Source organism: Streptomyces cellostaticus (assembly GCF_001513965.1).
In the GTDB taxonomy this organism is placed as follows: domain Bacteria; phylum Actinomycetota; class Actinomycetes; order Streptomycetales; family Streptomycetaceae; genus Streptomyces; species Streptomyces cellostaticus.
In genome coordinates this window covers 154987-167483 of the sequence record NZ_KQ948028.1, presented here as the reverse complement: position 1 = coordinate 167483, position 12497 = coordinate 154987, and the positions used below count along the sequence as shown (strand labels likewise).

The window sequence follows — 12497 nt, the reverse complement described above, 5'->3', positions numbered from 1 at the left end:
CGATGACCCTCACCCCCGAGCGTGATCCGATATCCGGCCCGAGACGCCTGGCCCGCATAGCCGTGGCCGTGGGCGTGGTGGCCGCTCTCTCCGCGGCCGGGCCGATACCCCTGGCCCTCGCCGCGGACACGCCACCGGCCACGGCCGCCGACCCGGGCGTCAAGTCCGCCCACGACAAGCTGGGTTCGGACGACGCCGACCTGCTCGCCGAGGCCAAGGCGGACGGCGACAAGAACGTCACGATGATGATCGCGACCGCGCCGGGCCAGACCGGGCAGGTCGCCCAGGAGCTGGACGCGGTACGGGGCGGCTCGGTGGGCCGGACCTACGACAAGCTCGGCTACGTCCGGGCCACCGTCCCCACCGGCAAGGCGGACTCGGCCATCGCCGCCGCGGCGAAGCTCTCCTCGGTGCAGGCGATCGACCTGCGCCAGGAGATCCCGCTGGACGACCCGGCGCCGAACGGCACGAAGTCCGCGAAGTCTTCGCCGGGTACGGCCACTTACAGCGGGCCGGACAAGAACACTCCCGCCGAGAACCCGTACAACCCGTCCTTCGAGACCGGCGCCGTCGACTTCGTCAAGGACCACCCGAAGGCGGACGGCCGGGGCATCACCATCGGCATCCTCGACTCCGGCGTCGACCTCGGCCACCCGGCGCTGCAGAAGACCACCACCGGCGAACGCAAGATCGTCGACTGGGTGACCGCGACCGACCCGCTCGTGGACAGCGACGCCACCTGGCGCCCCATGGTCACCGCGGTCTCCGGCCCGAGCTTCGGCTACGGCGGCCAGACCTGGACGGCGGCGGCCGGCTCCTACGAGATCAGCACCTTCAAGGAGTCCGCCACCACCGGCGGCGACGAGAAGGGCGACCTCAACCGGGACGGCGACACCACCGACAGTTGGGGCGTCCTGTACGACCCGGCGGCCGGGACGGTCACGCTGGACCTGAACAACAACCACGACTTCACCGACGACACCCCGATGAAGCCGTACAAGGACGGCTACCAGATCGGCTACTTCGGCACCGACGACCCGAAGACCGACGTGGCCGAGCGGGTGCCGTTCGTCGTGCAGATCCGCAAGGACGTGCCGATGGACCCCCTCGGCGGGTCCTGGACCGGCAAGAAGGCCGACTTCGTCAACATCGGCGTCATCGAGTCCGAGCACGGTACGCACGTTGCGGGCATCACCTCCGCCAACGGGCTGTTCGGCGGCAGGATGAACGGCGCCGCCCCCGGCGCGAAGATCGTCTCCTCCCGCGCCTGCACCTGGACCGGCGGCTGCACCAACGTCGCCCTCACCGAGGGCATGATCGACCTGGTCGCGAACCGCGGCGTCGACATCGTCAACATGTCGATCGGCGGCCTGCCGGCGCTGAACGACGGCAACAACGCGCGCGCCGAGCTGTACACCCGGCTCATCGACACCTACGGCGTCCAGCTCGTCATCTCCGCGGGCAACTCCGGCCCCGGCGCCAACACCATCGGCGACCCGGGCCTCGCGGACAAGGTGATCTCGGTCGGCGCGGGCATCTCCCGGCAGACCTGGGCCGCCAACTACGGCTCCCAGGTGGAGAAGAAGTACGCGATGATGCCGTTCTCCTCGCGCGGCCCGCGTGAGGACGGCGGCTTCACGCCGACCCTGGTCGCGCCCGGCGCCGCGATCAACACCACCCAGACCTGGCTGCCGGGCTCCCCGGTCGCCGAGGCGGGCTACTCCCTGCCGGCCGGCTACTCGATGCTCCAGGGCACCTCGATGGCGTCCCCGCAGGCCGCGGGTGCCTCGGCGCTGCTGCTGAGCGCCGCCAGGCAGAAGGGCATCGACCTGACGCCCGCCAAGCTGCGCACGGCGCTGACCTCGACCGCCGACCACATCAAGGGCGTCCAGGCCTACGAGGAGGGTGCGGGCCGCATCAACATCGTGGACGCGTGGGACGCGATCCGCGACGACGCGGACGCCCACGACTACACCGTCAAGGCCCCGGTCGACACCGCGCTCGACCAGGCGCTCAAGACCCCGGGCTACGGCACCGGCCTGTACGACCGCGAGGGCGGCCTGAAGGCCGGGCAGAAGAAGTCGTACGACGTCACCATCACCCGTACCTCCGGCCCGGACAAGGCCGTATGGCACGAGCTGCACTTCGAGAACAACGCCGGCGGAACCTTCCGGATCCTCGGCGACGACGTGGTGCGGCTGCCGCTGAACCAGCCGGTGACCGTCAAGGTCCAGGCGGCCCCGAAGTCGGCGGGCATCAAGAGCGCGATCCTGGAGGTCGACGACCCGAGGACCGAGGGCGTCGACAAGCAGATCCTCACCACGGTCGTGGTCTCCACTCCCGTCGGCTACACCTACTCCGCGTCGGGTTCGGTGCAGCGCAACAGCACGCAGTCGTACTTCCTGAACGTGCCCGCGGGCGCCAAGTCCCTCGAGGTCGCGCTCGGCGGGCTGCAGGACAAGAGCCAGACCCGGTTCATCGCGATCCACCCGTACGGCACTCCGGTCGACAACACCGGCACCCCGTACTGCTACAACAACTACCTGGACGGCAACGGCTGCAAGCCCGACGTCCGCTCCTACGCCGACCCGCAGCCCGGCGTCTGGGAGGTCGAGGTCGAGTCGCGCCGTACCTCGCCGCTGCTCGACAACCCGTACACGCTGGACGTCTCCGTCCTCGGCGCGGCCTTCGACCCGCAGACCGTGACCGTGCCCGAGGCCAAGGTGGGCACCCCGGCCACCGCCTCCTGGAAGGTCACCAACACGTTCGCGGCCCTCGACGGCAAGCTGGCCGGCGGCCCGCTCGGCTCCTCCAGGACGGCCCGCCCGTCGATCAAGGAGGGCGAGACGCAGACCTCCACGGTGGACGTCCCGGCCGGCACCAAGTCCCTGGACGTGGCCATCGGAGGCGTCTCCGACGCCGCCGCCGACCTCGACCTGACCGTGTACGACGCGAGCGGCAAGCAGGTCGCGCAGTCCGCGGACGGCGACTCGGAGGAGGCGGTCTCCATCCCGTCGCCGGCCGCCGGCACGTACACCATCAAGGTCGCGGGCTACTCGATTCCCTCGGGCAGCACCGCGTACGACTACCGGGACGTGTTCTTCTCCTCCTCGCTCGGCACCGTCACGGTGGACGACTCGGCCCCGGTCAAGCTCGGCACGGGCGACTCGGCCACGGTGACCGGCCAGGTCACGGCCGCCGCCGAGGCCCCCGCGGGCCGCGAGTTCTTCGGCCGGGTCCAGCTGGTGAACGCGCGCGGCACGGTCGCGGGCATCGGCAGCGTGAAGATCGAGAAGGTCACGCCGTAACGGAGCTGACCTGAGGTGAGCTGGGGGGCGGGTGTCCGGGGGGATACCCGCCCCTCACGGTGTGCCGGTCGGCTCCTCGTCGTCGGACGGGCACGTGGTGTGCCGGGCCTCGGGCAGCGCCTCGGTGATCCACGCGCGGTCGGCGGCCACACGGGTGTCCCCTACGGCCCACAGGCTCGCGTCGTCCTGGCCCTGGCCGACCCCGACGAGCACGTGCTGTCCCTTGCGCGGGGCCGGCTGCGCTCCGCCGTCGAGGAGGAAGCTGACCTCGGCCGGTGTGTGCGCGGGCTTGTAGGAGCGGCTCACGGTCAGCACGATCCGGGTCCGGGGACTCCCGGGCTTCGGCTCCACCTCGGCCACGGTGCCCTCGACCACCAGCCGGTAGCAGGCCAGGGCCAGTGCGGGGTCGTCGGGCCGGCCGCCCTCCCCGGAGACCTTGGCCGGGGCATCGGCCGCGCTCTTCGCGTCGGCACTGCTCCCGCCCATCGAGTCGCCCGCCCCGGAGTGCGTCACGAGCCAGCCGAGCCCGGCAGCCATGCTGAAGGCCGCCGCACCGGCGAGCAGGCCGAGCGCGAGGCGCAGAGCCCGGCGCGGGCGGGGCGGGCGGCCCGGGCGCGGCGGGCGGGCGGGGCGGGCGGGACCGACGGGACGGGTGACACTGCGCGGTCGGGTGGCGGGCGCCACGGACTTCCCGGCCGCCGCCGACGTCCCGGTAGCCCCCTCTGCTTCTCCCCCCTCTGCTTCCGCCTCTTCTGCTTCCGCCTCTTCTGCTTCCGCCTCTTCTGCTTCCGCCTCTTCTGCTTCCGTCCCTTCTGCTTCCGTCCCTTCTGCTTCCGTCCCTTCTGCTTCCTCCCCCGGCAGCCTCGCCTCCCCGGCCAGCGCCTCCGCGAGCCACGTCAGCTGTTCCCGCAGCACTGCCACGTCGGCCTCGGCCGAGCGGTGTTCGGTCAGGTAGGCGGCGTCCTGGCGGGCTTCCTCCGGCAGGGGTTCGCCCGTGATCGCGGCCATGAGCGCGTCCATGCCGGCGTACTCCCCCGCGCCCTCGTGTCCGGCGGTCATGTCACACCACCTCGTCCTCGTGCAGCCGCTCGCGCAGGGCGCGGACCGCCGTGTGCAGCCTGCTCTTGACCGTGCCCTCGGGAATGCCCAGCTCGTCGGCGATCGCACGCACCGGCAGGTCGGCGAAGAAGCGCAGGATCACCACCTGACGCTGGGCGTCGGGCAGTTCGTCCAGGCCCCGGGCGACGGCGAGGGAGAGCAAGCTGGTCTCCTCGCCGGAGGGGTGCGCGGGCTCGCGCAGCGCCGCCAGCCGCTCCCCCAGCCGCTCCTGACGCCGCTTGGCCCGGTGCCAGTCCATGGCCAGGTTGGAGGCGACCACCGCCGCCCACGCCGACACGTCCCGCGGCGCCTCGCGCCCGCTCGCGGACCGTTCCAGCAACCGCAGGCGGACCTGCTGCACCCCGTCCAGCAGGTCCGCCTGCGGCACCCCGCCGAGCGCGAGCACCGCCCGCACCCGGCGCTCCTGGGCAGCGTCCAGCGGGTCGGCGTCGATACGGCCGGTGTGGTCGGCACCGGCGTACGCCCCCTGGTCGCGGCGCGCCCCTCCGCGCAGCACAAGCCACCCCCTCACGCGTTTGCCCCTACGACGCCGCAGGGGGCGGAAACGTTCGGCCCCTTTCTCAGAGGCGTACGTCACACCGCGAGTGGCCGGGGTCCGGGCGGGCAGGGGCGGGACAGCACAGCTTGCGGCGCGGGGCCCTGGGTGAGGGAATATCTCCAGCTCAGCGGGGTGTGGGGCGCAGGTACGGAACCGTCCGCCGGGTGATCGTGTCCCACTCCTCGGGCACGCCCGGCAAAGAATTGGACAGGTGGGCCGGGGTCGGCCGCATGATGGAAAGCCCCGGTCGAGCAAGCAACACACAGAGGGAGACGCCGTGAGGGTCGGAATCGTCGGAGCCACCGGTCAGGTCGGCACGGTCATGCGCAGGATCCTCGCGGAGCGGAACTTCCCGGTCACCGAGCTGCGCCTGTTCGCCTCGGCCCGCTCGGCCGGGACGGTGCTGGACGGCGTGACGGTGGAGGACGCGACGACCGCCGACTACACCGGCCTCGACATCGTCCTCTTCTCCGCGGGCGGCGCGACCTCCAAGGCGCTGGCCGAGAAGGTCGCCTCCCAGGGCGCCGTCGTGATCGACAACTCCTCGGCCTGGCGGAAGGACCCCGAGGTCCCGCTGGTGGTCTCCGAGGTGAACCCGCACGCGATCGCCGACCGCCCCAAGGGCATCATCGCCAACCCGAACTGCACCACCATGGCCGCGATGCCGGTGCTGAGGCCGCTGCACGAGGAGGCCGGCCTCGAAGCGCTGGTCGTCGCCACCTACCAGGCGGTGTCCGGCTCCGGCCTGGCGGGCGTGGCCGAGCTGCACGGCCAGGCCCAGAAGGTCGTCGCCGACGCGGACCGGCTGACCCACGACGGCGGGGCGGTCGACTTCCCCGAGCCCCAGGTCTACAAGCGGCCGATCGCCTTCAACGTGCTTCCGCTGGCGGGCTCGATCGTCGACGACGGTCTGAACGAGACCGACGAGGAGCAGAAGCTGCGCAACGAGTCCCGCAAGATCCTGGAGATCCCGGACCTGAAGGTCTCCGGCACCTGCGTGCGCGTCCCGGTCTTCTCCGGCCACTCCCTCCAGGTCAACGCCCGCTTCGCCCGCCCGGTCTCCCCGGAGCGCGCGACCGAGCTGCTCGCCCAGGCCCCGGGCGTCGTCCTCTCCGACATCCCCACGCCCCTCCAGGCGGCCGGCCAGGACCCCTCCTACGTCGGCCGCATCCGCCGCGACGAGACGGTGGACAACGGCCTGGCCCTGTTCATCTCCAACGACAACCTCCGCAAGGGCGCCGCACTGAACGCGGTGCAGATCGCGGAGCTGGTGGCGGCGGAGCTGTCGGCGAAGTAAGGCGCATCCGAAGCACGGCGCATCCTCGGCACAGGGGCGGTCACGAGCGCGTGACCGCCCCTTCCGCGTGCCGCCGCCCGGCCCGTCGGCCGGCACCTTGCAGGAGGCCCCGGGGTTCGCGCGGGTGCCGGCGGGGACGCCGGCGGACAGCTGAAGACATCGCTTTCTCCGTGGCTCCCATGGAAGGATGGCGCAACCCACACATAACGAGGAGATGACCGCGTGCCTGGCACAAACCTGACTCGCGAAGAGGCGCAGCAGCGGGCGAAGCTGCTCACCGTTGACTCGTACGAGATCGATCTCGACCTCTCCGGCGCGCAGGAGGGCGGTACCTACCGGTCCGTGACCACGGTGCGCTTCGACGTCGCCGAAAACGGCGCCGCTTCCTTCATCGACCTCGTGGCCCCGGCGGTCCACGAGGTGACGCTCAACGGGGACGCACTCGATGCGGCCGAGGTCTTCAAGGACTCCCGGATCGCGCTGCCCGGACTGCTCGAGGGGCGCAACGTCCTGCGGGTCGTCGCCGACTGCGCGTACACCAACACCGGCGAGGGCCTGCACCGCTTCGTGGACCCGGTCGACGAGCAGGCCTACCTGTACACCCAGTTCGAGGTTCCGGACGCCCGCCGGGTCTTCGCCTCCTTCGAGCAGCCGGACCTGAAGGCGACCTTCCAGTTCACCGTGAAGGCCCCCGAGGGCTGGACCGTGATCTCCAACTCTCCGACGCCGGAGCCCAAGGACAACGTCTGGTCCTTCGAGCCGACGCCGCGCATCTCGTCGTACATCACGGCGCTGATCGTCGGCCCGTACCACTCCGTGCACAGCGTGTACGAGAAGGACGGGCAGAGCGTGCCGCTCGGCATCTACTGCCGTCCCTCGCTCGCCGAGTTCCTGGACTCGGACGCGATCTTCGAGGTGACCCGGCAGGGCTTCGACTGGTTCCAGGAGAAGTTCGACTACGAGTACCCCTTCAAGAAGTACGACCAGCTCTTCGTGCCCGAGTTCAACGCGGGCGCGATGGAGAACGCGGGCGCGGTGACCATCCGTGACCAGTACGTCTTCCGGTCCAAGGTGACCGACGCGGCGTACGAGGTCCGCGCGGAGACGATCCTGCACGAGCTGGCCCACATGTGGTTCGGCGACCTGGTCACCATGGAGTGGTGGAACGACCTGTGGCTGAACGAGTCGTTCGCCACCTACACCTCCATCGCCTGCCAGGCCTCCGCGCCCGGCTCGAAGTGGCCGCACTCGTGGACCACGTTCGCGAACTCGATGAAGACCTGGGCGTACCGCCAGGACCAGCTCCCGTCGACCCACCCGATCATGGCGGACATCCGCGACCTGGACGACGTGCTGGTCAACTTCGACGGCATCACGTACGCCAAGGGCGCGAGCGTGCTCAAGCAGCTCGTCGCGTACGTCGGCGAGGACGAGTTCTTCAAGGGCGTACAGGCGTACTTCAAGCGGCACGCGTTCGGCAACACGCGCCTGTCGGACCTGCTGGGCGCGCTGGAGGAGACCTCCGGCCGCGACCTGAAGACCTGGTCGAAGAAGTGGCTGGAGACGGCCGGCATCAACATCCTTCGGCCCGAGGTCGCCACCGACGCGGACGGGATCATCACCTCCTTCGCCGTCCGCCAGGAGGCCCCGGCCCTGCCCGCCGGCGCCAAGGGCGAGCCGGTGCTGCGCCCGCACCGCATCGCGATCGGCCTGTACGACCTCTCCGCCGACTCCGGCAAGCTGGTGCGCACCGAGCGGATCGAGCTGGACGTAGACGGCAAGCTGACGGCCGTACCGCAGCTGACCGGCAAGCGCCGCCCCGCCGTCATCCTCCTCAACGACGACGACCTGTCCTACGCCAAGGTCCGCCTGGACGAGGAGTCGCTGAAGGTCGTCACCGAGCACCTCGGCGACTTCGAGGCGTCCCTGCCGCGTGCCCTGTGCTGGGCGTCGGCCTGGGACATGACCCGCGACGCCGAGCTGGCCACCCGCGACTACCTGTCGCTGGTGCTGTCCGGCATCGGCAAGGAGTCGGACATCGGTGTGGTGCAGTCGCTGCACCGCCAGGTGAAGCTGGCCATCGACCTGTACGCCGACCCGACCGCCCGCGAGGCGCTGCTGACCCGCTGGACCGACGCCACGCAGGCGCACCTGCGGGCCGCCGAGCCGGCCGGCGACCACCAGCTGGCCTGGGCACGCGCCTTCGCGGCGACCTCCCGTACGCCGGAGCAGCTGGACCTCCTCGAAGGCCTGCTGGAGGGCACGCACACCATCGAGGGCCTGGCCGTCGACACGGAGCTGCGCTGGGCGTTCGTGGAGCGGCTCGCGGCGGTCGGCCGTTTCGACGAGGCGGAGATCGCGGCCGAGTACGAGCGGGACAAGACCGCGGCCGGTGAGCGCCACGCGGCCACCGCCCGCGCGGCCCGCCCGACGCCGGAGGCCAAGGCGGAGGCGTGGGCGTCGGTCATCGACTCCGACAAGCTGCCGAACGCCGTGCAGGAGGCCGTGATCGGCGGCTTCGTGCAGACCGACCAGCGCGAGCTGCTCGCGTCGTACACGGACAGGTACTTCGAGGTCCTCAAGGACGTCTGGGACGCCCGTTCGCACGAGATCGCCCAGCAGATCGCGATCGGCCTGTTCCCGTCGCTCCAGGTCTTCGAGGAGACCCTGGCCAAGACGGACACCTGGCTGGCCGCGGCCGAGCCGAACGCGGCCCTGCGCCGGCTGGTCTCGGAGTCCCGCTCGGGCATCGAGCGCGCGCTGAAGGCACAGGCGGCGGACGCGGCAGCGGACGCATAGTCCCCTTCGTACGCCGATGAAGGGCGCCCGGTGCCGAGCCGGGCGCCCTTTCTCTGTGCTCGAAGGTCATGTCCGGATCCCGCCGGTGGGCGGCCCGGCGGCGCGCCACGCTGGCTCCATGACCCCATACACCGCACGACCGCTGACGCCCACGGCCCTGAAGGAGCTGCGCGCCCGCGACGACGCGGGCCGCCCCATGGCCCCCTTCACCGACGAGGAGGGCGACGCACCCCTGCGCTGCTGCCTGCGCCGCAGCGAGCCCGGCGAGCGCCTGGCCCTGGTCGCGTACGCGCCCCTGCGCCGCTGGGCGGCGGAGACGGGCGCCGACCCTGGTGCCTACGACGAGCAGGGCCCCGTCTTCATCCACGCCACCGAATGTCCCGGCCCGGACACCGACGCTCTGCCCTTCACCAACGCCCGTCGCACGGTCCGCCGTTACTCCACCGACGGCCGCATCCTCGGCGGCCGCCTGGTCGAGGACCCGACCGCCTTCGAACCGGCCTTCACCGAGGCTTTCGCCGACCCGGAGGTGGCACTCGTGCATGTACGGGCGGTGGAGTACGGCTGCTTCCTGTACGAGGTGCGGCGGCCGTGAAGCCCCGGCCGATCCGATCCGTACTGACAAAGTACGCATCGAGCCGAGCACGTTCAGACGTCTCCATCGCGAGCCTCCGGTGCCGTTGAGGGGGCGGTCTTGAACACGGTCCACACGGTCTTACCGGGGTTGTGCACGGTGACGCCGAAGTCATCGGCGAGGGTCATCACAAGGCGAAGCCCCCTGCCCCCGCACGCCTCGGGCTCGCCCTGAACGGCTTCCGGACGTCCGCCCCCGCTGTCGCGTACTTCGACACGGACCAACGGACCGTCGCCGACGACTGCCAGACAGAACTCGCGTCCCGGCGGCACACCGTGCAGGACAGCGTTCGTCGCTAACTCCGAGACGCAGAGCCGTACGTCGTCATGCCGGTCGAGGTAGCCCCACTCCGTCAGCGTGTCGAGAGCAAATGCACGTGCGGCTCTCACGGATCTGCGGGTACGGGGGAATCGTCGTTGCCTTGACAGCGGCATGGTGCACCACCACCTTGCTCAGGACTGTGCGGTCGGGAGCGACCGTATCACTTTTCGCGAAAAGCAGAGAGGTACCCTTTGGGGAGTGGCCGAAGCGAGTCGCTTAACGTGTGAAGCGGCAAGGCTGGCAACCGAAACAGGAGGACGCCGTGAGCGACAGCACGTGGGTCAGTACCTCGATGCCGTACCTGACACCGCGACAGAAGGGGCAGCCCGACGCCTGGGGAGCCGAGGCCGCGGCGCGCGGAGGCAAGGGAAGTCAGCGCATCGTGCAGGCTGACGAGGTGCCCGCTCCGGACGACGTCGCCACCCTCCTCGACCTACCTGCCGGAGAAGCCGTTGTCGTGCGCCGCAGGATTATCGAACTCGACGGGATGCCCTGCGAGTTGACGGACACGTATTACCCCGCGAGCATCGCCGGTGGCACTCGCCTCGCCGCGAAGGGAAGGATCCCCGGTGGAGCTGTGACCCTCCTTGCCGAACTCGGATACATCGGTACGCGCGTGCGTGAGGACGTGACCGCTCGGATGCCCAGCATGGAGGAGCGCGATGCCCTGCGCCTGGCCCCGGACGAGCCGGTGCTCAAGCTGAGCAGGGTCACGCTGGACGGCAGCGACCGGCCCATTCAAGTCGACATGATGGTCATGCCGGCCCATAGGCAGCAGCTGCGTTACGAGATGCGGATCGGATGACCGTGCCCACCACCGACACCAGCGCCGAGGACCGGCGGTCACTGCACGAGCGGATCGCGGCCGACCTTCGCGACGAAATCATGAGCGGCGACCTGGCCCCGGGCGCCAGCCTGCCCTCCACCGCTCAGCTCAAGGCGAGATTCGACGCGTCCAATGCCACCATTCAAAAGGCGCTCCAAGTCCTCAAGGACGAGCGGCTCGTGATCGGCCGCGCCGGGGCCGCAGTCACCGTCCGCGAGCACCGGCAGCGGACCATGCGCCCCGCCTCGTACATGGCTCCGGCCGAGCGGGGAAAGCCCTACCGTTGGCTGACCGAGGTCTCGAAGCTGGGGTCCCAGGCCCGCAGCACCCTGCTGGACGTGAGCGAGGTCAGGCCTCCCGCCGACGTCTCGGCGGCCTTGAACATCGCCGCCGACGAGACGGCCCTGCTGCGGCACCAGGTCCTCTCCATCGACGGCGAACCCGTCGAACTGGTCAAGTCGTACTACCCGGTGGCCATCGCCCAGGGAACCGCCATCGCAGAGAGCCGAAAGATCAGGGGCGGCACTCCCGCCCTGCTCGCCGAACTCGGCTTTCCTCCGCGTCTGAGTGTGGACCGGGTCTCCGCCAGGGTTCCCACGCAGGAGCAGTACCGGGCACTGAGTCTGCCCAGCGACCTTCCGGTACTCCGTACGTTGCGTGTGGTCTACAGCGACGACGATCGTCCCATCGAAGCCACCGTCATGGTCAAGGCGGGCCATCTCTACGAGCTTCAGTACGAGTTCGCACCTGAGTGACCACTGACTGCGGCCGCGTCCCGCAGGGCCTGGAGCACCCGGGACACCACCCGTCCGGTTTCCCCGCCCTTCCGCACCGCCGCCACCACGTGCCGTACCGGCCGGTCCGCCCCCAGCTCCCGCATCACCACGCCGTCCCGGCGGCCCGCGGCCATCCGGGGTACCAGGGCGACGCCCATCCCCGCCTCCACCATGGCCAGGATCGCGGTCCAGCCGGAGGCCGAGTGGCCCTGGTGGGGGCTGAAGCCGGCGGCTTCGCAGGCGCGGCGGGTGATGTCGGACCATGGGCCGCTGCCGCCGAAGATCCATGGCTCGGCGGCGAGATCGATGAGCCGTAGGGCGGGGGCCGACGCGAGCGGATGGTCGGGCGGGAGGGCGACGTCCAGGGGGTCGGCCAGAAGCGGCACCCTGGCGAAGCGTCCGTCGGCCGCGTCGGGGGCCCGCGCCGCGAGGGACAGGGCGAGGTCCACCTCCCCGGCGGCCAGCAGCCGGTACGCCTCGGCGGCCTCCGCCTCCCGGACGCGTACGGTCACTTTGGGATGCGTGGCCCGCAGCGCCCGTACGGCCGGTACGACCAGTGCCGGGACCGCCGTGGAGAAGGCCGCGACCCGGACCTCTCCGGTCTCGCCCTGGGTGTAGGCGGCCAACTCGGCGTCGGCGCACTCCAGTTGCTCGAAGACGGGTTCGGTGTGCCGCAGCACCAGCCGGGCGGCGTCGGTGAGCCGGACCCGGCGGCCGTGAGCCTCCAGCAGGGGCACGCCGAGCTGGGCGGCGAGGTTGGTGAGCTGCTGGGACACCGCGGACGGGGTCATGTGCAGGGCCTCGGCCGTCGCGGTCACGGTGCCGCGCTCCCGCAGTGTGCGCAGGATGCGCAGCTTCCTCAGGTCCCACTCGGCCATG

10 protein-coding genes are annotated in these 12497 nt (G+C 70.9%); 6 read left to right on the top strand and 4 right to left on the bottom strand.

All coding sequences use genetic code 11. The features are described 5' to 3' along the window. Nucleotides 1-2 precede the first annotated feature (2 nt). A complete protein-coding gene (locus AQI88_RS25505) occupies nt 3-3308 on the top strand; it encodes a S8 family serine peptidase (protein ID WP_067003467.1) in 3306 nt (1101 codons plus the stop codon). Nucleotides 3309-3362: 54 nt separating this feature from the next. Here AQI88_RS25505 and AQI88_RS47100 read toward each other — a convergent pair whose 3' ends face one another. Continuing rightward, nucleotides 3363-4367: a hypothetical protein gene (locus AQI88_RS47100; RefSeq protein ID WP_067003465.1), complete on the bottom strand. Its 1005-nt coding sequence runs from the start codon at nt 4365-4367 to the stop codon at nt 3363-3365. 1 nt (nt 4368) lies between these two features. Further along, nucleotides 4369-4923, bottom strand: coding sequence for an RNA polymerase sigma factor (locus AQI88_RS25495; RefSeq protein ID WP_067003463.1), 555 nt, complete (start codon nt 4921-4923; stop codon nt 4369-4371). 319 nt (nt 4924-5242) lie between these two features. On the opposite strand from AQI88_RS25495, the gene AQI88_RS25490 reads away from it, so the two are divergent. From AQI88_RS25490 to AQI88_RS25480, 3 genes are all read left to right on the top strand, one after another. Continuing rightward, entirely contained in the window at nt 5243-6262 is a 1020-nt protein-coding gene (locus AQI88_RS25490; protein WP_067003461.1) for an aspartate-semialdehyde dehydrogenase, read from the top strand. 222 nt (nt 6263-6484) lie between these two features. Continuing rightward, the gene (gene pepN / locus AQI88_RS25485; protein WP_067003459.1) at nt 6485-9061 is read left to right on the top strand and encodes an aminopeptidase N; all 2577 of its coding nucleotides are present in this window, start codon (nt 6485-6487) and stop codon (nt 9059-9061) included. A 118-nt stretch (nt 9062-9179) separates the two neighbouring features. Further along, nucleotides 9180-9656: a DUF1203 domain-containing protein gene (locus AQI88_RS25480; RefSeq protein WP_067003613.1), complete on the top strand. Its 477-nt coding sequence runs from the start codon at nt 9180-9182 to the stop codon at nt 9654-9656. Nucleotides 9657-9709: 53 nt separating this feature from the next. Here the strand turns inward: AQI88_RS25480 and AQI88_RS43535 are convergent, their stop codons facing one another. Then, nucleotides 9710-10129, bottom strand: coding sequence for an ATP-binding protein (locus AQI88_RS43535; RefSeq protein WP_079057787.1), 420 nt, complete (start codon nt 10127-10129; stop codon nt 9710-9712). Nucleotides 10130-10278: 149 nt separating this feature from the next. Here AQI88_RS43535 and AQI88_RS25470 point away from each other — a divergent pair, with 149 nt between their 5' ends. Next, nucleotides 10279-10821 carry a GntR family transcriptional regulator gene (locus AQI88_RS25470; protein WP_067003455.1) on the top strand — a complete coding sequence of 181 codons (543 nt, stop codon included), beginning with the start codon at nt 10279-10281 and terminating at the stop codon, nt 10819-10821. Further along, nucleotides 10818-11597: a GntR family transcriptional regulator gene (locus AQI88_RS25465; protein ID WP_067003453.1), complete on the top strand. Its 780-nt coding sequence runs from the start codon at nt 10818-10820 to the stop codon at nt 11595-11597. The genes AQI88_RS25470 and AQI88_RS25465 overlap by 4 nt, the downstream gene beginning before the upstream one ends. On the opposite strand, the gene AQI88_RS25460 is transcribed toward AQI88_RS25465, so the two are convergent. Continuing rightward, a complete protein-coding gene (locus AQI88_RS25460) occupies nt 11573-12496 on the bottom strand; it encodes a LysR family transcriptional regulator (protein WP_067003451.1) in 924 nt (307 codons plus the stop codon). The genes AQI88_RS25465 and AQI88_RS25460 overlap by 25 nt on opposite strands. Between the last annotated feature and the right edge of the window lies 1 nt (nt 12497).